Here is a 22631-nt window from a genome sequence, read left to right as displayed (position 1 = left end):
ATGGCCGGGCCCGCAGCGATCGTCATGCCCAAGCTCGGTCTGACCATGACCGAGGGCCTGCTCGCCTCGTGGCGGGTCGGTCCGGGCGACGCGGTCGCGACCGGCGACGTGCTCTTCATCATCGAGACCGAGAAGATCGCGACCGAGATCGAGGCCCAGCATGCCGGCCGCATCGGCGAAATCCTCGTCGCCGAGGGCGAGACGGTGCAGGTCGGAGCCGCGCTCGCGACCTGGGCGGATGGAGACGCCGCGCTTGCCGGCTCGGGCACAGGGCCGGATTCAACCCCCGCCGCCGAAGCGCCGACACCACGGCCTCCCGCCGCTGTCGTGCCCCGGCAGGCCTTGCCCGCCGGGGCCGATGCGGGGGCACGCATCGTCGCGACCCCCCTGGCCCGCCGTGTCGCCCGGCAGAGCGGAATCGCGCTCGACCGGCTTTCCGGTTCGGGGCCGCAGGGCCGCATCAAGCTCAAGGATGTCGAGGCGGCACTGGCCGCCGCGCCCGCCCCCGGCCCCGCGCCTGCCCGCTCCCCGGTCCGGGTTGCCGGCGGCCGGCGTCGCCCAGCCACGCCGGTCGAGCAGGTCGTGGCGCGCCGGCTCTCGCAGGCCAAGCAGACGATTCCGCATTTCTATGTGCTGGCCGAGGCCGACATCACCGGCCTCCTTGCCATGCGCGAGGAGCTGAACGCCTCGGGGGGCCGGCTGCGCCTCAGCATCACCCATATCATCATGGCCGCGGTCGGACGCGCGCTCGTCGCCCTGCCGCAGCTCAACGCGGTCTGGGACGAGGGCGACATCGTCACGCTGGACGGCAGCGATGTCGGGCTGGCGGTGGACGGCCCCCGCGGCCTGATGGTCCCGGTCCTGCGCGACGCGGGCGCGCATCACCTGGATGCGGTCGCAGGCGCCTGCGCCGACATCGTCGCCAAGGCACGCGACGGCCGGCTGACGGCAGCCGATTGCGAGGGCGGCGCCATCAGCGTGTCCAATATCGGCATGTATGGCGCATCCCATCTCGTCTCGATCATCAACCCCGGACAATCCGCGATCCTGGGCGTGGCCGCCACCAAGCCGGTCTTCCGGCCCGATGCGCAGGGCCGGCCGCAACTGCGGCAGGAACTCGGGCTCGTCCTGTCCTGCGACCATCGCGTCATCGACGGCGTGCGCGCCGCCCAGTTCCTCGACCTCGTCGTCAAGACGCTCGAACACCCGTTGCCGCTGCTGCGCCAGCCCGCGACCGAAGGGAGACCGACATGAATTTCGACCGCAGCGACGAGCAGACCATGCTCGCCGATACGGCGCGCCGCGTCGGCGAAAAGTTCGGCCTCGACTACTGGCGCGACCTCGATGCCCGCAAGGCCTTCCCGGCCGCGATCTGGCAGGAGATCTGCGATGCCGGCCTCTGCGGCATCGCGATTCCGGAGGAGTACGGCGGCGCCGGCCTCGGCATGACCGAGGTCGCCATGGCGATCGAGGCGCTCTGCGCCGCCGGCGGCGGCTCGACGCTGAGCCAGATGTTCATGTGCAATCCGGTCTTCGGCGGCGTCACCATCAGCACCTTCGGCACCGAGGCGATGAAACGCGAATTGCTGCCGGACCTCGTCGCCGGCAAGGCGATGTTCGCCATGGCGCTGACGGAGCCCGACGCGGGAACCAACACGCTGGCAATGAAGACCTTCGCCAGGACCGATGGCAATGGCTGGCGGATCAACGGACAGAAGATCTGGATCACGGCGGTCCCGCAGGCGACGAAGATGCTCGTCGTCGCCCGGACGAAGAAGCTCGAGGAGGTCGGCCGCAAGACCGACGGCATCAGCCTCTTCCTCATCGACGTCGCCCGCGACGGGCTGAGCCATCAGGCGATCGACAAGGTCGGCACCAACACGCTGCCGTCGAGCTCCGTCTTCTTCGAGGATGTCCGGGTCGAACCGCACGAACTCGTCGGCACGCTCGATGGCGGCTTCCGCGAACTGCTGGACGTGCTGAACACCGAGCGCATCGTCACCACGGCGGGCCTCGTCGCGACCGCCGAACTCGCGATCAGGCTCGCTGTCGGCTACGCCCGCGAGCGCAAGATCTTCAACAACGCGCCGATCGGCTCCTATCAGAGCATCCAGTTCCCGCTCGCGGAGGCGCAGATCCAGCTCGAATGCGCCCGGCTGATGAACCACAAGGCCGCCACGCTCTACGACCAGGGCAAGCCCTACGGCTCCGAGGCCAACATGGCCAAATATCTCGCGGGTCACGCCGCCGGCCTCGCCACCGACCGCGCCATCCAGACGCTCGGCGGCATGGGCTACGCCAAGGAATACCATGTCGAGCGGCTGTGGCGCGATGCCCGCCTGTTCAGGGTCGCGCCCGTCTCCGAGGAGATGATCCTGAACTACGTCGCCCAGCACGATCTCGGCCTGCCGCGGTCCTATTGACGATGGCCGAGTCGAGCCAGGCCCTGCTGAACCCGCCCCCCGGGACGGAACCGGCGCTGCCCCTCCTGCTGCGGCCCCTGATGCTGCGCGGGCTGGCGCTGAGGAATCGCATCGTGGTCTCGCCGATGGCGACCTACAGCGCCGTGGACGGGATGGCGAGCGACTTCCATCTCGTCCATCTCGGCCGCTTCGCGCTGGGCGGTGCGGGCTTGGTGATGACCGAGGCGACGGCGGTCAGCGAAAAGGGCCGGATCACGCCAGGCTGCCTCGGCCTCTGGCAGGACGCGCAGATCGCCCCCTTCCGGCGCCTAATCGATTTTCTGCATGAGCACGGCGCGGCGGCCGGCATCCAGCTCTGCCACAGCGGGGCGAAAGGGGCCGGCCAGCGGCCCTGGCATGGTGGCGGCCCACTCGGCGAAGCGGATCTCGCCGCGCGTGGCGAAAAGCCCTGGCCGCTGGTCGCGGCCACTAGCGAGGCTTTCGATTCCGGCTTCCAGACGCCGACCGCGCTCGACGAGGCCGGCATGGCCGGGCTGATCGCGGCGTATTGCGCCGCCGCGCGGCGCGCCGAGGCGGCCGGCTTCGACGTGCTGGAACTGCATTGCGCCCATGGCTACCTGCTCCATGGCTTCCTCTCCCCGCTCGGCAACAGGAGGGAGGACGACTATGGCGGCTCCCTCGAGAACCGGATGCGCTTTCCGCTGCGGGTCGCACAGGCCCTGCGTCAGGCCTGGCCGGCCGCGAGACCGATGTTCGTGCGCATCTCCGCGATCGACGGCGTCGACCTCGGCTGGAGCCTCGCCGATTCCGTTGGCTTCGCCCGGGCGCTGAAGCAAATCGGGATAGATCTGGTCGACTGCTCCACCGGCGGCATGCGCGTGCCGCGCGAGCGGAGCCTGCCCGCCCGCACGCCCGGCTTTCAAGTTCCCTTCGCCAGCGGCGTCCGCGCCGAAGCCGGCATCGCCACGATGGCCGTCGGCCTGATCCGCGACCCGGGACAGGCGGAGGCCATTCTGCAGGCCGGCTCGGCCGATCTCATCGCGCTCGGCCGGGAGATGCTGTTCGACCCGAACTGGGCCGCCAGGGCGACGGTCGCCCTGGCCGGAGAGGCGGGCTGGAACGCCTGGCCACAGGCTTTCGGCTGGTGGCTCCAGCGCCGTGCGCGGCTGGACCGTCCAAAGGCGTCGGAGTGAACGATGCGCAAGATCATCACCCTGCTGAAGCGCGCGCCCGGCCTGTCGGTGCGGGAGTTTCAGGGCCGCTGGGCCGAGGCCCATGGGCCGGTCGCGGCGCTCGCGCCGGGCGTCCGCCGCTATGTCCAGTCGCACGCGCTGGAAAAAGGCTATGCCCGCGGCGAACTGCTGTTCGACGGCATCAGCGAGGCCTGGTTCGACGATGACGCGGCCAGTGCCGCCTACGCAGCCAGCGACGCGGCGCGCGTGGTCGGGGCCGATCTGCGTCCGCTGATCGAGCCGTCGCGCCTCGTGCGGATGTCCGTCGATGTTCATGTCATCAAGGACGGCCCGGTGCCGGAGCCCGCCGTCAAGAACATCGAATTCGTCAATCGCAGGCCCGGCATGGCATTGGGGCCGTTCAGGGACTACTGGCACGGCATCCACGGGCCGCTCGCTTCGACGATACCCGTCCTGCGGCGCTATGAGCAAAACCATCTCGCCCTGTCACAATATGAGGCGGGCGAACCGCCCTTCGACGGGCTGGCGGTCACCTGGTTCGACTCCACGGCCGACATGAAGGCCGGCACGCTGACGCCGGAATACGCCGCGACCCGCGCCGACGAGCCCCATTTCCTGCCGGACGGCCATCTGCCGATCATCATCACGCGCGAGGTCTTTTTCGCCCGCTCCGGCGGCTGAGGCAGGGATCGCGGCCAAGGCTGCCAATCGCGACCAAACCTGCCATCGCCCTTGGACAACCTGCCGAAATGGCCGCTACCGGCCCGCGCGATCCCGCTCGCGCGTAAGCAGCTTGCTCAGTTCGCGCAACCAAAGCACGCTGCTCGCGACAGCCGCGCAGACGAGCCAGTCGCCGGGGCTCAGGGGGGTGGTCGAAAACGTCCGCTGCAGGACGGGGACGTAGATCACCGCCGCATGCAGCAGGAGCGACATCACCAGCGCCGCCCACAGCCAGCGATTGCTGAACAGCCCGGCAAAGGCGCTTCGCTCGTCGGATCGCGCATTGAACACGTTGACGAGCTGGAACATCGTCAATGTCGTGAACGCCATCGTCTGCGCGTATCCGACGGTCCCGGAGCCCTCGATCAGGCCGCCGGGAAGCGATGCGTCGAGCACCAGCAGCGTGCCAGTCGCCATGACCAGGCCGACGAAGAGGATGCCGGCCCACATCCGGGCGGTCAGCACGCCTTCGCCGCGCGGTCGCGGCGGCCTGTTCATCGCGCCCGGCGCTGCCGGATCCAGCCCGAGGGCCAGCGCGGGAGCGCCATCCGTGATCAGGTTGATCCAGAGGATCTGGGTCGCCAGCAGCGGGAGCACGACAGCGCCGCCGCCCTCAACCCGCAATCCGATGACCCCGGCCAGCAGGATGCCGAAGTGCATGGTCAGGACCTCGCCGATATTGGACGAGAGCAGGTAGCGCAGGAACTTGCGGATGTTCGAGAAGATCGCGCGGCCTTCCTCGACCGCCGCGACGATCGAGGCGAAGTTGTCGTCGGCCAGCACCATGTCGGCAGCCTGCTTCGAAACGTCGGTTCCGGTGATGCCCATCGCCACGCCGATATCGGCGGCCTTCAGCGCCGGCGCATCGTTGACACCGTCGCCGGTCATCGCCACCGTCATGCCTTCGCGCTGCAGCGCCTTGACGATCCGCAGCTTGTGGTCCGGATCGACACGGGCATAGACCGAGACCTCCCGCACGGTCCAGTCGAGCTCGGCATCCGTCATCCGTTCGAGGTCGGCGCCGCTCACGGCGCGACCATTCTCCGTGATGCCCAGCTCGCCGGCGATGACGGCGGCCGTGCGGGGGTGATCGCCGGTGATCATGATGACGCGGATGCCGGCGGCCTTCGCCCGGCCGATGGCGACTTTCGCCTCCTCCCGTGGCGGATCGATCATCCCGATCAGTCCGAGAAAGACGAGTTCCTGTTCGAGGCGGTGGTCGAACCCACCCTGGGCCGGGGCTCCCTCTCTCGGCAGCGAGCGAAACGCGATGCCGAGCGTGCGCAGGGCCTCGCCGGCCAGGCCCTCATTCGCCGACAGGATCTCCGCGCGCCGCAGCTCCGTGAGGGGCCGGGCCTCGTCGCCGACCAGCTCATGGGAACAGCGCGCCAGCAGCACATCCGGTGCCCCCTTGGTGAAGGCGCGCAGCAGGTCCTGTCGCTCCGCATCGGCATGGACAGTGCTCATCAGTTTCCGTTCGGAGGAGAACGGAACTTCGCCGATACGTCCAAACCGCGCCCTGAGCGCATCCGTCTCGAGGCCGATCTTGCGGGCCGCGACGATCAGCGCCCCTTCGGTGGGGTCCCCCTGAACCGACCAGCACCCATCCTGCTCCTGCAGCACGGCATTGTTGGCGCGGTCGGCCGCCGACAGCGTGCGCCTCAGTTCGACGAGCAGCGCCCCGTCGATCTCCCCGCCGCCACGGCGCGTCACCTTCCCTTCGGGAGCATAGCCCGTGCCGCCGAGGGCGACGCTCCCACTGGCGGTGACGATCCGGCGCACCGTCATCTCGTTGCGGGTCAGCGTGCCGGTCTTGTCCGAGGCGATGACATCGGCCGAGCCGAGCGTCTCGACCGCGGCGAGGCGGCGAATGATGGCCTTTCGCCGGGCCATGCGCTGCACGCCGAGCGACAGCACCGCCGTCACCACCGCAGGCAGCCCCTCGGGCACCGCGGCAACGGCCAGGGCCACGCCCAGGATCAGGACGTCGAAGAGGGCCGGAAGGCCGTTGATGTCCTCGACGAGCAGAATGGTGGCGATCATCACCACCGCAATGGCGACGACCACGATGCCGAGCAGTCGCCCGACCCGGTCGAGTTCCTCCTGCAGCGGCGTGACCTCGCTCGGCGTGCGCTTCAGCATGCCGGCGATGCGCCCCATCTCGGTCTGCATCGCGCTCGCCGTGACCACCGCCCGCCCGCGCCCGTAATTCGCCGCCGTGCCGCTGAACACCATGTTGTGCCGGTCGCCCAGCGCCGCATCTTCGAGGATCGCGGCGGTGTCCTTCGACACGGGCAGGCTTTCGCCCGTGAGAGTGGCCTCGGCCGTCTGCAGCACGGTCGATTCGATCAGCCGCGCATCGGCGGGAATCGTATCGCCCTCCTCGATCAGGATGACGTCGCCCGGCACGATCTCGGCCGACGGCACGCGCTGCCTCGCACCATCCCGGATCACATTGGCGGACGCAGCCGACATCCGGCGCAGCGCAGCCACGGCCTGCTCCGCCCGGGCCTGCTGCAGATAGCCCATGACCGCGTTGAGGAGCACGATCGCGATGATCGCGATGGCCTCGTATGGCAGGGCGGAATCGCGTTCGAGGAACCACTGCAGCGCCGAGATCAGCGCGGCGGCGATCAGCAGCATCACGAGCATGTCGGTGAACTGCGCCAGGAATTTGCGCCATCCCGGTGTCGGCGCCTCCGCCGTCAGCTCGTTGCGGCCGTAGTGGTCGAGCCGCGCCCGCGCCTCCATGGCCGAAAGTCCGCGCTCCGGCTCGACTCCGAGCGTGGCGGCGACCTCATCCGCGGCCAGCCGATAGGGCTCCTGCGTTCCGGGATCAGTTGGCATCGCCATTCAGAGTCCATCGGCCTCGTTGCGACCGCACCAGAGATAGCGCGGGAAACGCAAGGCGCGGCATGGACAGACTGCCGCACCGGCAAGGGCTGCTACCGCCGCTTGCCCTTCGGCCCCCTCGCGTCGGGCGTCTTCGCCTTGTTCTCGAGGTCGAGCTTGCGCCAGCGCGCCAGGCGTTCGGGGTCGATGGTGCCCTGCTTGACCGCGGCTTGCACGGCGCAGCCGGGTTCGTGCTCATGGCTGCAGTCGCGGAAACGACAGAGATGGGTGAGTTCGCTGATCTCCGCGAAGAGCGTCTCAAGGCCGGAAGCCGCATCGCTGACATGAAGCGTCCGCATGCCCGGCGTGTCGATCACCCAGCCGCCGCCGGCAATCGCATGCAGCGAGCGCGAGGTCGTGGTGTGGCGGCCCTTGGCGTCGTGGGCACGGATGTCGCCGGTCTGTTGCAGCTCGGTTTCGCTCGCGTCTGCCAGCGCATTGACCAGCGTCGACTTGCCGACCCCCGACGAGCCGACCAGCGCGACCGTGCGCCCCGCGCCGCACCAGGCGGCAAGCGCTTCGGCCGCGTCCGGCGCGCGCGGATTCACGCTCGCGACCGTCAGCCCGCGTTGCAGCGCCGCCGCCTGCTCACGATAGACCCGCACGTCGGGCACCAGATCGGCCTTGGTCAGCAGGATCACCGGCTCGGCACCGCTCTCATTGGCGAGCGCCAGATAGCGTTCCAGCCGCGCCACGTTGAAATCGGCGTTGCAGGAGGTGACGATGAACAGCGTGTCGATGTTGGCGCCGGCCAGTTGCGGCGTCTTGCTGCCCTCGACGCGCCGCGCCAGCACACTGCGGCGTTGCAGCAGGCGCCGCAGAAGATGCGTGCCGGGTTCGACCAGCACCCAGTCCCCGACCGTGTAGTCGCCCGTATTGGTGTGGACCGGCAGCTCCAGCCGGATCGGCCCCGCCTCGGAGATCGCGCTCATCCGCGCACGGTGCACCGTCGCGATCCGCACCGGGACGAGGCCGGCCTCGTCGGGCTCGCATTGCGCCGCGAAGAAATCGGACCAGCCCAGCGCCGCAAGCGTCAGCGGACGGTGTTCTTGGTCGGAGCCGGTCACGAGCGGAGCCCATCATGCAGCGTCATCGTCATGCTTCACGCTAGAGCGGGGATCGGGCCTTCTGGCAAGCGGTCGATGCGGCGGATCCGCATATAAGCGCCGCGAATACCTCGCGCGAACAAATCATAGCCCTGCACCAGCCGCGCCTCGCCGACGGCCGGAGGTTTGCTATGGTCACGCGGCGCAGGCCCCCTTTGCCGCGCCGCATGTGCCAGGAGAACGAGATGACGACTGAAACCTATGATCTGGTCATTCGCGGCGGCACGGTCGGCACGGTCTCGGGCAGCTTCACCGCCGATGTCGCGGTCAGCGGTGGCACCATCGCGGCAATCGGTCAGGGCCTCGGCAAGGGCAAGCGCGAGATCGACGCTGCCGGCAAATTCGTGCTGCCCGGCGGCATCGACACCCATGCCCATGTCGAGCAGGTCTCGGCCGGCGGCCTGCTCAATGCCGACACCTTCGAGAGCGCCACCGCTTCGGCAGCCTTTGGCGGCAACACCACGCTGGTCTCCTTCGCCGCCCAGCATCGCGGTCTCGATCTGCGCAAGGTCGTCGACGATTATGCGGCGCTGGCGAAACGCGGCGCGCTGATCGACTACGCCTTCCACATGATCGTCGCCAATCCGGACGAGAAGACGATTCGGGAGGACCTGCCGGCCCTGATCAGAGAGGGCCACGCCTCGATCAAGGTCTTCATGACCTATGACCTGATCAAGGTCGACGACGAGCCGCTGCTCGATCTGATGCTGACCGCGCGCGAGCACAGGGCGCTGATCTGCGTCCATGCCGAGAACCACGGCATGATCTCGTGGATGGGCAAGAAGCTGGTCGAGCGCGGCTATACCGCGCCGAAATTCCACGCGATCAGCCATCCGCGCGGGTCGGAATCGGAGGCCTTCACCCGGCTGATCACGCAGGCCGCGCTGATCGACCAGCCGATCATGATCTTCCATGTCTCGACCGCCGAGGGCGCCGCCGTCATCCGCCAGGCCCGCGGACAGGGTCTCAAGGTCTTCGCCGAGACCTGCCCGCAATATCTCTTCCTGACCAAGGCCGATCTCGACAAGCCGGGCATCGAGGGCGCGAAATGGATGTGCTCGCCGCCGCCGCGCGAGGCCGCCGATCAGGATGCGCTCTGGCAGGCGCTGGCGCTGGGCGACATCCAGACGGTCTCCTCCGACCACGCGCCCTATCGCTTCGACGAGACCGGCAAGCTCTCGGCCGGGCCGAACGCCAACTTCAAGCAGATCGCCAACGGGCTGCCGGGGCTCGAGACCCGCCTGCCGCTGATGTTCGATGCGCTGGTTTCGAAGGGCCGGTCGGAATTCGCCGGGCGCGGGCTGGAAGCCTTCGTCGACCTGACAGCGACCGCGCCGGCTCGCATCTACAACCTCCCCGGCAAGGGCGCGATCCAGCCGGGCTACGACGCCGACATCGCGATCTGGGACCCGAAGCGCGAGGTCACGATCACGGACGAGGCGATGCACGATCTCACCGGCTTCACCCCCTTTGCCGGCTACAAGGTCACAGGCTGGCCCGAGACGGTGATCCGGCGCGGCGAGGAGATCGTCGGCGAGGGCACGCTGAAGGCGAGGCCCGGCTCCGGCCGCTGGCTTTCGCGCACCGGCGGCCCCGCAGCCGAGCCGACCGGAAAGCTCGCGCTGGAGATGGACCCGGCCCGCAACTTCGGCGCGACGATCCTCTGAGTGGCTGTCGTCTCTCCCCGGAAACACCGCGTCATCCTGGGCAAGCGGCGAAGCCGCGCAGCTCCGGGATGACGGCGCGGTCATGTGCAAGGGCAGCGCGCCACGAAGACCTCGATCCCGCCCTCAGACCTCGGGCGTCCACGGCACCATCCGCAGGATGTTGCCGCCGAGCTGGGCGAAGGCGCGCTGGCGACAGGAAAACACGATGATCTGCTGGTTGCTGGCCTGCCGGTGCAGCGCGTCGAACATGCGCTCGATCCGGTCGTCGTCGGAATAGACCAGCGCGTCGTCGAGGATGACCGGCGCCGGCTGGCCGTCCTTCGCCAGAAGCCGTGCGAAGGCGAGCCGCGTCAGCACGGCGAGCTGCTCGCGCATGCCGCCGCTGAGCACGCCGACGGGCTCCTCCAGGCCGTTGCGGCTGACCGTGCGCGGCAACAGCGTCTCCTCGTCGAAGGTGACCGTCGCATCCTCGAACAGCAGGCCGAGCAGTGGCCTGAGTTCGGCCATCACCGGCGCGAAGTAATGATCGCGCGCCTCGGCCCGGGCCGCCTCCAGCGCCGCGCGCAGGCGGGTCAGCAGCGCGACCTCGCGCTCCAGCCCGGCAAGCCGCCGCTGCGCCGCCGCCAGCCTGTCGCCGGCCTCCTGCCAGGCTTCCTCGACGGCTGCATCCGCCCGCGTCCGGATCTGCCCGTTCAGCTCGGCGGCCTCCTCGCGCAGCTTCGCGGTTTCGGCCGACGCGCCATCGACGACGGAGCGCATCCGCCGGAACTTCGCCTCGGCTCCGGCGAGATCGGAGGCGCCGACGCGCAGAGCCTCGACCTGCCCTTGCGCCACGCCGAAAACCTGCTCCGCCTCGGCGAGCGCGTCCGCGAGTTGCACCTCCCTCACCTGTCGTCCCTCCTCCGCGCCGAGCATCGCGGCCAGGCCGGCAAGTTCGGAGGCCACGCTCGCCAGCGCCCGCTCGGCCTCGACGACCGCCGAGCTCGCGCCATCGCGCGCCGATTGTGCCTCGCGCTGCGCGTTGCGAGAGGCCGTGACGCGCGCCTCCGCCGTCGCAAGCGCAGCACGCACCGCTTCCGGATCGCCCTTGATCTCGACCGCTCCCGAGCTCTGGGCCTCGAGCCGCGCGATCGTCTCCTGCAGGAGCTGAAGACCGTTCGGCGCCAGCAAGGCCAGCCGCTGCTTTGCCAGATCGAGCCGGCCGCTCAAATCGCGGATCGTGCCCTCGCGCTGGCGCGCCTCCGCCAGGCTCGCCACGGCGAGCGTCGCGAGCAACGCCAGCCGCTGCGCCTCGGCCCGAGCCAACTCCTCGCGTCCGTCGCGGCCCTGCGGCAACGTCAGGGTGAGCCGGCCCACGCCCGCAATGTCGAGTGCCGCGCTGCCCGTCAGGGCGCGTTCCTCGCCGTCCGCCAGCACCACACCGTCGAGCCCGATCGCGCCGGCCACGCCCTCGCGGTAATCCACCCGCAGCAGCGGCACGCACGCCGCGACCACCGCCCGCAGCCCGACCAGTTCGGTCTCCTGAGCTTCCAGTTGCGCGACCGCCTGAGCCGGCAGCATCAGCGCCTTCAGCTCGGCCTGGATCGTCTCGACCTCGGCCCGTCCGGCCTCGGCCCGGGCATGGGCCTGCTGCAGCCCTGCGAGATGCTCGGCCGCATCGCGCGCCTGCAACGCCCGTTCCAGCCGTGTCAGCAGATCGCGCGCCTCACGCTCGGCAGCTTCGGCCGCCTCGACGGCGAGCGCGGCAGCCCGCCCGGATTCGCCAGCCTCGCGCTGCCGCGCCAGAACCTCGTCGCGCTTGCGGGTGCCTTCGGCAGCACGATCGCGCAGCACGGAGAACCGCGCCAGGTTCTGGCGCTGGCCGTCGAGGGCCTGCCGCGCGGTCTCGCGGCGATTGCGCGCCAGCGCCGCCTCGATCTCGGCCGTGTGCAACGCCTCGCCATGAGCCTTGGCCGCCGCAAGGGCCGCCTCGGCCTGGATCAGATCGTGCAGGCGCGCGGCCTGTTGCTCGGGGCTCTCCAGTTCGGCCAGCCGAGCCCGCAGGGCGCGGCGGCGGTCCAGCGCCTCGCGCAGTTCGCGCACCTCGCTTGCCAGCCGCCGCTCGGTCTCGACCAGCCGGTCGCGCTCCTCGATGGCCGCCGCATAGGGGCCGCCGGCCTTCGACCGCCCCGTCGCCGTCACCAGAACCGACAGTTCCTCCTCGCAGGCCGCGACCGCCTGCGCCATGCGCCGCCCGCCGGTCAGCGATTCGACCTCGCCCTGCACCGAAGTCAGCACCGATTCGCGCGCCCGCTTCTCGCCCTCCTCATCGCTCTTCGCCCGCCGCTCGATGCCGGTGATGCCCTGCCGCACCCAGAGCAGCCCGGCCGGCCCCGTCGTGCCGCCCTGCACCAGCCCGGCAATGAAGCGCTCCGCCTCGTCGGCCTGCGCAACGAGGCGACCGGAGCCAAGCTCCCGCACCATCGCCCGCCGCCCGCCATAGAACTGCTTCGTGAGACGAAACGGCCCCTCTCCGGTCAGGATGTCGGCCTCGACCAGCGGGTTGCCGCCACTATAGGGCCGCAGGGCCTGCACCGCGCCGGGCGTGCCGGTATGCGGCTGGAAGAACAGAGCGTGCAGCGCGTCGAAACAGGTCGATTTGCCGAACTCATTGACCGCGCAGAGTACGTTGACGCCGTCGCCGATGCCCTCGACGGCGACGCCGCGCCCGGCGAAGCGCCGGACATTGTGGAGGCGCAAGCCCGTCAGCTTCATGACGGCATCGCCTCGCAATAGGTGAACAGCCTGACCAGCGCATCGCGCGCGGCTTGGCGTTCGCCGCCCGGGCGGCCTTCGTCGAGGCTTTCGGCCAGCAGCAGATCGGCGGCGTGCCGCAGTGCGCCGGCGCGGTCGATGGCGTCGAGATCCTCGCTCTCGCAATCGCTTGCCAGGCCTTCGGTCTCGACCAGCAGATGCGCGAATTCCGGCGCGACAGCCGCGACCGCGGCATCGAGCGCAGCACGCGCCTGCGGGCGCAGCCGCCCCGACGCGACGACGCGCAGCAGAATCTGGCGGCGGACGCTGCCGGAGGGCAGCCGCCCGGCCAGAATCGTCGTCGCATCATCGCCGGAGATCAGCTCGAGCGGCAGGGTGCGCCAGTCGAAGCTGCCGGTCTCGACGGCTGAGACCTCCGGCACGGCCCCGGGGCCAGCGAGCGAGACGAGAAGCGCCTTGCCCGGCCCGTCATGCTTGAAGCGGTCGGGCTCCGGCGCGCCGCTGTACCAGCTCCGCGAATTGATCCGCATCTGGCCGTGCCAGTCTCCGAGTGCGAGATAGTCGAGCCCGGAGCGCGCGGCCCGGTCGGGCGCGATGACGTCGAGCCCGACGCCATCCTCCGAGAAGCTCTGGATCGCGCCATGGGCGAGCCCGATGCGCAGCGCACCTTCGGCGGTCGCGGCCCGGTCCATCCAGTCGGTGAGATCGCGGCCGGGGCGGCGCGTCGTGCAGGGCGCCGGCAGCAGCGCGACGCCGGCCTCCAGCTCGATTGGCATGGGCTCGGTCGCGAGCAGAACATTAGCCGGCAAGGCAGCGCGCGCCGCCGCCCATAATTCGTCGGCGAGCAGCGAATCATGATTGCCCGGCAGCACGACCCAGCGCAGCGGCGCATGGCCCGCCATGGCGGCGAGCGCCTGGCGCAGCATGGCCGGGCTCGGCGTCTCCGTGTCGAAGCAGTCGCCGGCCAGCAGGATCGTCCCCGCACCGCCGGCCCGCGCCTGCGCCACCAGCCGGTCGAGCACGGTGTGACGCGCATCGCGCAGCCGCCCGCGCAGCTCCTCGGGCATGGTGCCGAAGCGCTTGCCGATATGCAGGTCCGAGCTGTGCAGGAAACGGAACATCAGGCCTCGCGAAGCAGCGGACCAGAATCCGCGCTCCATTCATCGGGACAGAACGCGCCTTTGTCGAGATGCTGCGAGGCCTTTGCCGAAGCGGGGCTCAGGCGCCGGCCAGCCTTGCCCGGAGCGCCGCGTTCTCCGCGGCGAGACGGTCACGCTCGGCCTCGATCCGGACGAGCGCCTCCGCCGCGAGAGCGGCGTCGATCTTCCGCGGGATATGCTGGGGACAGTTGATGTCCCAGGCCTCGACCGTGAACAGGATCGCCTGCTCGGGGCGGGCCTCGTAGCCCGCCGGCATGAGGCGCGCGACGAGATCGGGATCCTGCACCACACGGGCGCGGCCCCACAGCTTCACGCGCCGCCGGCGGGCGTAGTCGATCAGGAACAGGAACGCCCGGTCGTTCTCCTCAAGGTTGCCGGTGGTCACATATTGCCGGTTTCCGGAGAAATCGGCGAAGCCGAGGGTTCGCTCGTCCAGCGCCCGGATGAAGCCCGGCGGCCCGCCCCGATGCTGGGCATAGGGCTGCCCCTCCGCAGTCGCGGTCGCCAGGAAAGCCGTGTCGATCTCCGCCAGAAAGGCGACGAGATCGGGGCTGACGGCCGTCCGGAAGCCCCCATGGGCCTCCATCCGGGCATAGGTGGCCCGCGAGCCGCGCTGATGCTGGAGCGCCTTGACCCGGGGGGTGAAGGCAATGTCGCTGGATAGGGTAGCGGTCATGACCTGTCTCTCATGCCTTGCATTTCGGGATGAGGGATTCTGCATCGTTTCCATGAAGGCGATAATCCGGCAAGATTGAACGACATCATTTCAACAGGCGGGATTATCCATGGACCGGATGCTGGCGCTTCGCACCTTCGCCGCGGTCGCTCGCCTCCGCAGCTTCGCCGCGGCGGCACGGCAGCTTCGCCTCTCGCCGACAGCGGCCAGCCGGGCGGTGGCGCTGCTCGAGGACGAGCTCGGCACGCCGCTTCTGCTGCGCACCACCCGCTCGGTCAGCCTGACAGCGGAGGGCGCCGCCTATCTGGAGGCCTGCCAGTCCGCGCTGGAGCAGCTCGACGACGCTGCACGCCGGATTCGCGGCGAGGACGCCGAGCCGCGCGGGCGCCTCGTCGTGACCGCTCCCGTCGTCTTTGGCCGCATGCACGTGCTCCCGGTCGTGACCCGCCTGCTGCGCGCCCATCCGCGGCTTTCGGTCCAGCTCCAGCTCGCCGACCGCGTGGTCCGCCTCGCGGAGGAAGGCGTCGACGCGGCCGTGCGTATCGGCGAGCTCGCAGACAGCGCACTGCATCAGGTGAAGCTGGCCCAGGTACGGCGCATTCTCGTGGCCAGCCCCGCCTATCTCGCGGCAAGGGGCGAGCCGACCGACGTGGCCGGGCTCGCCGGGCACGACCTCATCGCCTTCGACACCTTCACCGCCAACGGCGAATGGCGCTTCACCGCGAGCGGACGACCTGCCGCACGCGTCGAGGCACGGCTCATCACGAACAGTGTCGAGACCGCCATCGACGCCGCCACCGCCGGCCTCGGCATCTGCCGTGTCCTGTCCTATCAGGTCAGGCGCGACCTCGCCGACGGCCGCCTGCGCAGAATCCTGCAAGATTTCGAGCCGCCTGCCCTCCCGGTCAGCCTGATCTTCCCGGCGAACCGCCGCGGCTCACCCAATGTCGGTGCCTTCATCAAGGCTGCCCAGGAGGAGCTGCGCCTCGCCGAGATGGGGTGACGGGCTGTCTCAGGACAGCGCAACGAAACCAAGCGCCGGTGTCCACTGCACCGCATCGAGGGGATGCACCGGCCGGATCCGCTCGAAGGGCAGATCCTGGGGCCGGAAGGCGGTCATGCCCGGCGTATCGACCGTCACCGGCACCGCGCTCCCGGCGAAGGACAGCTTGTAGTGGTTGGCCGAACGCGCAACGACGGCCTTCTGCGATCCAACAGGAAGCCCGACGGCCGCGTAGAAGGCGGGGTCGTGCACATTGGGCACCAGCGTCGTCACCACCACATTGAGGGCGCCGGCCGTCAGGACCGCATAATCGCCGAAATCCGCCTCGACGCCCGCCATGTAGGGGCCCTCGTTGACGAAGCGTGCCCGGCCCAGCCGCGTCACCTGCCAATTCGCCCGCAGCGGCCGGAGGCTCTTGTTGACGCTCGCGCCGATCGACAGCGAGACCGTCTGGCCGATGCCAGCGGCGCTCGCGGCAGCGACGACGTCCGGATCGTAGACGACCGTCGCGACCGCCAGATCCGGGAACTGCTCCAGGGCGACGCGGGCGATCTCGACGGAATCGCCCGGACCGGCGCCGAGAACCCGGTCACCCTGGTCGCCGAGGACGAAGGGCGTGGATGAGTCCCGCGCCAAGGCGAGCGCATCGGCGACGCTCGGCAGGGTTTCGGTGAAGCGATCCCGCGCCTCCCAGAGTACCTCCGCCAGGGCCTGCGAGGCGTCGCGCGCAATGCCGCTGCCATCGTCATAGGCGAGAACGGCCTGCCCGGCCCGCGGCCCGTCGATGAAGGGATGGATGTTGAAGATCGAGAGGTCGACGAGGCCGGGCTTTGCGCGCCAGTCCTCGGCCTGTGCGCAGATCGTGCGCATCGGCTCGGCCGTGGTCTCGTCGCTGCCGCGCATCAGGAAGGGCACGAAGGTGACCACGCCGCGGGGCACCGATGCGCCCTTCAGGATGCGGTCGAGCAGCATCATCGCCCGCTCGCCGGTCTCGACCATGTCGGCATGAGGCTGCGTGCGATAGCCCGTCATGATCGTCGCGTTGCGGGCCATGCGCTCGGTGAGATAGGCGTGCAGATCGAGCGCGACCGCGATCGGCATCTCCGGGCCGACCGTCGCGCGGAGGCGTTCCAGCAGTTCTCCCTCGGTATCGACGCAGTCCTGCGCGATCGTCGCGCCGTGCAGCTCCAGGCAAATGCCGTCGAAGCCGCCCTGCCCGGCTTGCGCGACGAACGCGGCCACGATCTCCTCGAAGAGCTCCTGCGCGACCGGACCACCGGGCCTCGCCCGGGCGCCAAGCACGGGCACGCATTCGTATCCGAGCCGCTCGGCGGCGCGGACGACCCCGCTGAAAGCCGTCTCGGATCGTCGCGCCAGCTCCAGCAGCGGCTCGCCGCGCAGGATCTGGACCTCGTCGCGGTCCGTGACGACGGGGTTGAACGAATGGCCCTCGTGCCAGAGCTGGCCGACCAGAATGCGCGGCTTCGACATGATGATGCTCCCGTCGGGTTTCGAACCGGCTATTCCGCAGCCTCGAGCGGGCGCACCGGCGTGCGGTGCCAGCCCTCGTCATGCCTTGCCCAATAGGCCTGCTTCAGTTTGAGCGAGATCGGCCCCGGCCGGTCATTGCCGAGAATACGCCCGCCGATCCGCGAGGCCGGCATCACGCCGCCCGCGGTGGTCGCCAGGAACACCTCGTCGGCATGCTCGATATCCGTGCCGGGGATCGGCTCCACCGCCGCCTCGATGCCGAGTTCGGCACAAAGCTCCAGCACCGATTTGCGGGTGATGCCGTGCAGGCTGCCGCGATCGGGCGTGCTCACCTTGCCGTCCTTAACGATGAAGACGTTGAAGCCCGGCCCCTCGGTCAGGAAGCCCTGTGCGTCGAACAGCACCGCCGTGTCGAAACCCTCGTCATGGGCTTCGAGCAGGCCCGAGGTCAGGTCGCTCCACTGGTAGTTCTTCACCGTGGGATCGACGCTGGCGTCCGGCACGCGGGGCGTCGAGGCGAGCCAGATATGCGCGCCGCGTTCCTGCACATCCTTCGGGATCACGTCGATCCAGGGCAGCGCATAGGCGATGAGGTGGTTGTCGCAATCGGCGGGCCGGCGGGAGCCGGCAACCCGCGGCCGCCCGCGCGAGGCAACCATCGCGACATAGGCGTCGGACAGGCCGCTGAGCGCGACGCAGCGATGCAGGATCGCCTCGATCGCGGCGCGATCTTCCGGCGGCCGGATCCGGCGCTGCTGCATCGAATGCTCGAAGCGGTCGAGATGGTCATCGAGGCGGAAGAAGCCGTTCTTCACGACATGGACGACGTCATAGACGACGTCCGAGCGGGTGAAGCCCCAGTCGGTCACCGGGATCGTCGCCTCGGCGATGGGTACGAAGCGGCCCCGGACATAGGCCGCGCCGTCTGCATAGGATGAAGTGCTCAACGCTGATCTCCTGAAAATGTCTCGAACCTCCGGCGACAGGGCCTGCGGTCGCCGCTGGCGGCTGGCCGGGCCCGGCGCCGCGCTAACCCGCCTTCGCCTCCCGCCGCTTTCGCAAGGCGCCGAGAACCGCACCGCCCTTGACGGCGAGCAGCAGCGCGAATGTCAGGATCATGATGATGAACGCCGCCGCCGCGATCGCCGGGCTGATGTTCTCCCGCAGCGAGGAGAACATCTGGCGGGCCAGGGTCGTCTGGTTGGGGCCGGCGACGAAGAGCGTGATCACCACCTCGTCGAGCGAGGTTGCAAAGGCGAAGACCGCCCCCGTCAGGATGCCCGGCAAGGCGAGCGGCAGCGTGACCTCCCGAAAGACCTTGACAGGCGGGGCGCCAAGGCTCGCCGCCGCGCGCTCCAGCGCCGGGTCGATGCTCGCCAGCGCACCGGCGACATTGACCAGCACGAAAGGCACGCACAGCACCGCATGGGCGATGATGACGCCGGGATAGCTCGAGGCCAGGCCCATGCGGGCGTAGAGCACCTGCATGCCGACACCGAGCACGACCGCCGGCACCACCATCGGCAGCAGGAAGATCGAGCGCAGCACCCCGGAGAACGGCACGAGCTCCCGCCTCAGGCCCAGCGCCGCCAGCGTGCCGATGACGGTCGAGAGGATGGTCGCGCCGGTGCCGATGAACAGCGAATTGACGATCGCCCGCGTCCAGGCCTGGCTTTCCGCCAGCGCGCCGAACCAGCGCATCGACGGACCGCTGATCGGATAGACCAGGAAGACGCTGTCGGTGAAGGCGAGCGGCAGGATCGCGACCAGCGGCAACAGCAGGAATGCGACCGCGAGCGCGCCGAAGGCGAGCCGCAACGCACCGAAGGCAGTGCCCGCCGGACGCAGCGAAACGCCGCTCATGTCTGCACCAGCGGGGTGCGCGAGAGCCGGCCATAGACGATGTAGAGCACCGTCGTCGGCACCAGCAGGAACAGGCCGAGCGCCCCCGCCATGCCCCAGTTCGCCGTGCCGGTGGCATAGAAGGCGATGACCGAGCTGATCATCTGGTCGCCCGCGCCGCCGGTGAGCGCAGGCGTGATGTAGTAGCCCAGCGCCACCATGAAGACGAGCAGCGAGCCCGAGAGCAGGCCCGGCATCGCGAGCGGCAGCAGCACATGGCGGAAAGCCTGCAGCGGAGCCGCGCCGAGCGCAGCCGCCGCCGGCATCAGGTTGCGCGGAATCGCGATCAGGCTGGCATAGATCGGCAGCACCATCAGCGGCAGCAGCACATGCGTCATCGCGATCAGCACGCCGGTGCGGTTGTAGATGAGCGACAGTGGCCCATCGATCAGCCCGAGCGCGCGCAGCGTCTGGTTGATGAGCCCGGTATCCTGCAGCAGGATCAGCCAGGCGGCGGTGCGGACCAGCAGCGAGGTCCAGAGCGGCAGCAGCACCGCGACCAGCAGCAGGTTGCGCTTCCAGCCCGTGACGCTCGCCGCCAGCATGGCGAAAGGCAGCCCGATCAGGCCACAGAGCAGTGTGACCTGCGCGGCGATCACGAAGGTGCGCAGCATGATCACCCGGTTGACCGCGAAATCGGCCGGGACCGGCTCGATCCGTCCGTCATCGCTGCGCTTGAGATCGACGGCAGCGAGCAGGTTGGCGTCGGTGTAGGCCGGCATGCTGCGCTTCAGCGCCAGCCAGTAGGCCTGGTCGGACCAGCGCGGGTCCAGCGCGGCGAGGTCGAGCGCCTCGGCCTCGCCCGCCTCGCGCACGGCACGCACGGTGCGCGGCAGCAGCGTGCGGAATCCAGCCTGCTGGCTGTTCAGCGTGCGGACGGCATCGCCGAAGCGCTCCTGCGGCGTGTCCAGGCGCAAGTCGCGCAGCAAAGCCGCCTGCAGCGGCGCCGGCGGCGGGCTGACGCCGTCCCAAGTCGCGATCGCAGCGGCCGTCTCGGGAAAGGCGAGGCGCACCGTGCCGCCCTGGACCGAGGTCGCGACCATCATCCACAGCGGCCACAGGAAGAACAGGCCCAGGAACGCGACCAGCGGCAGGACGAGCAGCACGGCCTTGAGGCGTGCGCTCATGGCGCAACCAGCGTGCAATCGCCGGGCGCGAAGCTGGCGAAGGCCGTGCTGCCCACCGCAGGCGCGGCATCGCGTCGGCCGGCCTTGGCGACGAGGCGGTCATTCCCGCAAGCCAGATGCAGGCGGATATGATCGCCGTGATAGACATGGTCCTCGATGATCACCGGCAACGCGTTCGGGAGGGTCGCATCCGGGACGATGTGCAGCATTTCCGGACGCACCGAGACCATCACGGCGTCGCCGACTTCAAACGCCGTCGCCGCGTCGCAGGTCACGCTGTCGCCCGATGCCAGCCTGACCGAGGTCGTCCGGCCGGCACGCTGCGAGACCTGCCCGGCGAACAGATTGGTCTCGCCGATGAATTCTGCGACGAAGCGCGTGCGCGGCCGGTCGTAAAGGCCCGACGGCGTATCGAACTGCTCGATCTTGCCATGGTTCAGGACCGCGACGCGGTCCGACATGGTCAGCGCCTCGCCCTGGTCATGCGTGACGAAGATGACCGTCAGGCCGAGCTTGCGATGCAATTCGCGAATCTCGAGCTGCATATGTTCGCGCAACTGCTTGTCGAGCGCGCTCAGCGGCTCGTCCATCAGCACGACCTTGGGCTCGTAGACGAGGGCGCGGGACAAGGCGATGCGCTGCTGCTGCCCGCCGGACAGCTGGGAGGGCTTGCGGTCGGCGAGATGGGCCAGGCGCACGAGTTCCAGCGCGCGTTTGACCTTGTCGTCGCGCTCCGCCCGGGCCACGCCGCGCATCTTGAGCGGAAAGCCGACATTCTCGGCGATCGTCATATGCGGAAACAGGGCGTAGTTCTGAAAGACCACGCCCATCTCGCGCCTGTGCGGCGGGAGATGCTCGACCCGCCGGCCATCGACATGGATGCTGCCGCCGCTCGGCGTCTCGAAACCGGCCAGCATCATCAGGAGCGTTGTCTTGCCGGAGCCGGAGGGGCCGAGCAGGCTGACGAATTCGCCACGTCCGACATGGAAATCGAGAGCGTCGACGACCGTGACAGTGCCGAAGACCTTGCTGATGGCCTCGAAATGGATGAACGGGTCCGAATCTCGCAAAGGATTAAATGTCCTGTAGCGGCGAAAGCGAAGTCAGGCGGTCAAGGCGCGGGCGCTTCAGGGAAGCGTCCCGCGCGGGGCTTTCCGCCGGAACGGCCCGGGCGCGACCACGCCCGCCCGGGCCTTTGGCATGCGCAGTGGCGCAGCGTTGCCGGTTAGTTGCCGACCCGGCTTACTTGCCGACCCAGCTCACTTGCCGACCCATGTTACTTGCCGACCCAGGCGTTGAAGCGCTTGGTCAGGTCCTCGATGTTGTCGTTCCAGAAGTCGACATCGATCGCGATCGCGTTTTCGAGGTTCTGCGGCGCGGTCGGCAGGTCGGCGGCGAGATCGGCCGGGACGGCGGCGGCAGCGGCCTTGCTCGGCAGGCCGTAGGCGATGTCCTGCGGCAGCTTGGACTGGTTCTCCGGCAGGCTGGCGAAGGTGATGAAGTCCATCGCTTGGTCCTTGTTCGGGCTGCCCTTCAGGATCACCCAGCTATCGACGGCGTAGATGCTGCCGGGCCAGACGACCTTGAACTTGGTGCCCTCGGTCTTGTTGATGCCGCTGATGCGGCCGTTATAGGCCGCCGTCATCACGACCTGGCCGGATTTGAGCAGCTGCAGCGGCTGGGCGCCGGATTCCCACCAGACGATGTCGGCCTTGAGCTCATCCAGCTTTTTGAAGGCGCGATCGACGCCGCCCTTGTCGCGCAGCACCTTGTAGACGTCCTTCGGCGCGACGCCGTCCGCCATCAGCGCGAACTCGAGCGCGTATTTCGGGCCGCGACGCAGGCCGCGCTTGCCCGGGAATGCCTTGGTGTCCCAGAAATCGGCCCAGGAGGTCGGCGCCGTCTTCAGCTTTTCGGAATCATAGGACAGCAGCGTCGACCAGACGATCGCGCCGACGCCGCAATCGCTCACGGCGCTCGCCAGGAACTTGTCCTTGCCGCCGAGCTTGGGCCAGTCGAGTTTTTCGTAGAGACCATCGGCACAGCCGATCGCCAGCTCGTCGGCCTCGACCTGCACCGCATCCCAGTTCGGCGTGCCAGCCTTCACCTTGGCCTGGATGACGCCGATGCCGCCATCCCAGGACTCGTCGAGCACCGGCTTGCCGGCCTTGTCCGAAAACGGCTTGAAATAGATCTTGCGCTGGGCGTCCTGGTAGTTGCCGCCCCAGGACACGACGGTGAGGTCGCGCGCGGCCGCAGCGCCCATGCCGGCGACCGCGAGGCCCGCCGCGAGTGCCGATGTGGCGATGATGGATTTCAGCGACGTCATGGTCTTCTCCCCGCATTTACGGCTGATTGGCCATCTCCGCCCCTTGCGAAGAGTGGACCATCATTGGCTTCATTGGAGCCGGCTTTGCAGCCTTGCGCTACGAGAATCTTATTGAAGCGCAGGCGCCAATTCCGGTCAGAAGTTGCGCGGGCGCGGGCCTGGACGCCACGCTCCCGCCTTCGTCGCGC

17 protein-coding genes are annotated in these 22631 nt (G+C 69.2%); 6 read left to right on the top strand and 11 right to left on the bottom strand.

Annotated features, from left to right (window positions below; all coding sequences use genetic code 11):
- Genes C8D03_RS21405 through C8D03_RS21390 form a run of 4 tightly spaced genes read left to right on the top strand, consistent with a single transcriptional unit; the run spans position 1 to position 4297 of the window.
- Positions 1–1254, top strand: a complete 1254-nt coding sequence (locus tag C8D03_RS21405; RefSeq protein WP_108049495.1) for a dihydrolipoamide acetyltransferase family protein — start codon at positions 1–3, stop codon at positions 1252–1254.
- Positions 1251–2423: an acyl-CoA dehydrogenase family protein gene (locus C8D03_RS21400; protein WP_108049493.1), complete on the top strand. Its 1173-nt coding sequence runs from the start codon at positions 1251–1253 to the stop codon at positions 2421–2423. The genes C8D03_RS21405 and C8D03_RS21400 overlap by 4 nt, the downstream gene beginning before the upstream one ends.
- Positions 2424–2425: 2 nt before the next feature.
- Positions 2426–3616: an NADH:flavin oxidoreductase/NADH oxidase gene (locus tag C8D03_RS21395; RefSeq protein WP_108049491.1), complete on the top strand. Its 1191-nt coding sequence runs from the start codon at positions 2426–2428 to the stop codon at positions 3614–3616.
- Between the two features lie 3 nt (positions 3617–3619).
- Entirely contained in the window at positions 3620–4297 is a 678-nt protein-coding gene (locus tag C8D03_RS21390; protein ID WP_108049490.1) for an EthD family reductase, read from the top strand.
- Between the two features lie 75 nt (positions 4298–4372).
- On the opposite strand, the gene C8D03_RS21385 is transcribed toward C8D03_RS21390, so the two are convergent.
- Together C8D03_RS21385 and rsgA are read right to left on the bottom strand one after the other, a co-directional pair.
- Positions 4373–7189: a cation-translocating P-type ATPase gene (locus tag C8D03_RS21385; RefSeq protein ID WP_108049488.1), complete on the bottom strand. Its 2817-nt coding sequence runs from the start codon at positions 7187–7189 to the stop codon at positions 4373–4375.
- A 92-nt stretch (positions 7190–7281) separates the two neighbouring features.
- Positions 7282–8295: a ribosome small subunit-dependent GTPase A gene (gene rsgA / locus C8D03_RS21380; RefSeq protein WP_248308563.1), complete on the bottom strand. Its 1014-nt coding sequence runs from the start codon at positions 8293–8295 to the stop codon at positions 7282–7284.
- Between the two features lie 224 nt (positions 8296–8519).
- On the opposite strand from rsgA, the gene hydA reads away from it, so the two are divergent.
- Positions 8520–10001, top strand: a complete 1482-nt coding sequence (hydA, locus tag C8D03_RS21375) for a dihydropyrimidinase (RefSeq protein ID WP_108051874.1) — start codon at positions 8520–8522, stop codon at positions 9999–10001.
- 123 nt (positions 10002–10124) lie between these two features.
- Here the strand turns inward: hydA and C8D03_RS21370 are convergent, their stop codons facing one another.
- From C8D03_RS21370 to C8D03_RS21360, 3 genes are all read right to left on the bottom strand, one after another.
- Positions 10125–12755 carry an AAA family ATPase gene (locus C8D03_RS21370; protein WP_108049486.1) on the bottom strand — a complete coding sequence of 877 codons (2631 nt, stop codon included), beginning with the start codon at positions 12753–12755 and terminating at the stop codon, positions 10125–10127.
- The gene (locus tag C8D03_RS21365; protein WP_108049484.1) at positions 12752–13876 is read right to left on the bottom strand and encodes a metallophosphoesterase family protein; all 1125 of its coding nucleotides are present in this window, start codon (positions 13874–13876) and stop codon (positions 12752–12754) included. Before C8D03_RS21365 ends, C8D03_RS21370 begins: the two co-directional genes overlap by 4 nt.
- A gap of 97 nt (positions 13877–13973) precedes the next feature.
- Positions 13974–14591 carry a pyridoxamine 5'-phosphate oxidase family protein gene (locus tag C8D03_RS21360; RefSeq protein WP_108049482.1) on the bottom strand — a complete coding sequence of 206 codons (618 nt, stop codon included), beginning with the start codon at positions 14589–14591 and terminating at the stop codon, positions 13974–13976.
- 109 nt (positions 14592–14700) lie between these two features.
- Here C8D03_RS21360 and C8D03_RS21355 point away from each other — a divergent pair, with 109 nt between their 5' ends.
- Positions 14701–15594, top strand: coding sequence for a LysR family transcriptional regulator (locus C8D03_RS21355; RefSeq protein ID WP_108049480.1), 894 nt, complete (start codon positions 14701–14703; stop codon positions 15592–15594).
- Between the two features lie 9 nt (positions 15595–15603).
- Here C8D03_RS21355 and C8D03_RS21350 read toward each other — a convergent pair whose 3' ends face one another.
- The 6 genes from C8D03_RS21350 to C8D03_RS21325 all read right to left on the bottom strand — a co-directional run bounded on the left by C8D03_RS21350 (position 15604) and on the right by C8D03_RS21325 (position 22434).
- Positions 15604–17085 carry a M81 family metallopeptidase gene (locus tag C8D03_RS21350; protein WP_108049478.1) on the bottom strand — a complete coding sequence of 494 codons (1482 nt, stop codon included), beginning with the start codon at positions 17083–17085 and terminating at the stop codon, positions 15604–15606.
- A gap of 29 nt (positions 17086–17114) precedes the next feature.
- Positions 17115–18032 carry an aminotransferase class IV gene (locus C8D03_RS21345; RefSeq protein ID WP_108049476.1) on the bottom strand — a complete coding sequence of 306 codons (918 nt, stop codon included), beginning with the start codon at positions 18030–18032 and terminating at the stop codon, positions 17115–17117.
- Positions 18033–18114: 82 nt separating this feature from the next.
- A complete protein-coding gene (locus tag C8D03_RS21340) occupies positions 18115–18948 on the bottom strand; it encodes an ABC transporter permease (protein ID WP_108049474.1) in 834 nt (277 codons plus the stop codon).
- Positions 18945–20114, bottom strand: coding sequence for an ABC transporter permease (locus tag C8D03_RS21335; protein ID WP_108049472.1), 1170 nt, complete (start codon positions 20112–20114; stop codon positions 18945–18947). Before C8D03_RS21335 ends, C8D03_RS21340 begins: the two co-directional genes overlap by 4 nt.
- A complete protein-coding gene (locus C8D03_RS21330) occupies positions 20111–21184 on the bottom strand; it encodes an ABC transporter ATP-binding protein (RefSeq protein ID WP_108049470.1) in 1074 nt (357 codons plus the stop codon). The genes C8D03_RS21335 and C8D03_RS21330 overlap by 4 nt, the downstream gene beginning before the upstream one ends.
- Before the next feature lie 206 nt (positions 21185–21390).
- The gene (locus tag C8D03_RS21325; protein WP_465246479.1) at positions 21391–22434 is read right to left on the bottom strand and encodes an ABC transporter substrate-binding protein; all 1044 of its coding nucleotides are present in this window, start codon (positions 22432–22434) and stop codon (positions 21391–21393) included.
- Positions 22435–22631: the final 197 nt, after the last annotated feature.

This window comes from Bosea sp. 124, assembly GCF_003046175.1.
Taxonomy (GTDB): Bacteria; Pseudomonadota; Alphaproteobacteria; order Rhizobiales; family Beijerinckiaceae; genus Allobosea.
This window is presented reverse-complemented; position numbering and strand designations above follow the sequence as displayed.

Coding starts and splice junctions, on each gene's coding strand:
- C8D03_RS21355 (WP_108049480.1), top strand. CDS start 14,701: ATGGACCGGATGCTGGCGCTTCGCACCTTCGCCGCGGTCGCTCGCCTC.
- C8D03_RS21385 (WP_108049488.1), bottom strand. CDS start 7,189: ATGGCGATGCCAACTGATCCCGGAACGCAGGAGCCCTATCGGCTGGCC.
- C8D03_RS21340 (WP_108049474.1), bottom strand. CDS start 18,948: ATGAGCGGCGTTTCGCTGCGTCCGGCGGGCACTGCCTTCGGTGCGTTG.
- C8D03_RS21395 (WP_108049491.1), top strand. CDS start 2,426: ATGGCCGAGTCGAGCCAGGCCCTGCTGAACCCGCCCCCCGGGACGGAA.
- C8D03_RS21365 (WP_108049484.1), bottom strand. CDS start 13,876: ATGTTCCGTTTCCTGCACAGCTCGGACCTGCATATCGGCAAGCGCTTC.
- C8D03_RS21405 (WP_108049495.1), top strand. CDS start 1: ATGGCCGGGCCCGCAGCGATCGTCATGCCCAAGCTCGGTCTGACCATG.
- C8D03_RS21360 (WP_108049482.1), bottom strand. CDS start 14,591: ATGACCGCTACCCTATCCAGCGACATTGCCTTCACCCCCCGGGTCAAG.
- C8D03_RS21350 (WP_108049478.1), bottom strand. CDS start 17,085: ATGTCGAAGCCGCGCATTCTGGTCGGCCAGCTCTGGCACGAGGGCCAT.
- C8D03_RS21370 (WP_108049486.1), bottom strand. CDS start 12,755: ATGAAGCTGACGGGCTTGCGCCTCCACAATGTCCGGCGCTTCGCCGGG.
- C8D03_RS21400 (WP_108049493.1), top strand. CDS start 1,251: ATGAATTTCGACCGCAGCGACGAGCAGACCATGCTCGCCGATACGGCG.
- C8D03_RS21390 (WP_108049490.1), top strand. CDS start 3,620: ATGCGCAAGATCATCACCCTGCTGAAGCGCGCGCCCGGCCTGTCGGTG.
- C8D03_RS21335 (WP_108049472.1), bottom strand. CDS start 20,114: ATGAGCGCACGCCTCAAGGCCGTGCTGCTCGTCCTGCCGCTGGTCGCG.
- hydA (WP_108051874.1), top strand. CDS start 8,520: ATGACGACTGAAACCTATGATCTGGTCATTCGCGGCGGCACGGTCGGC.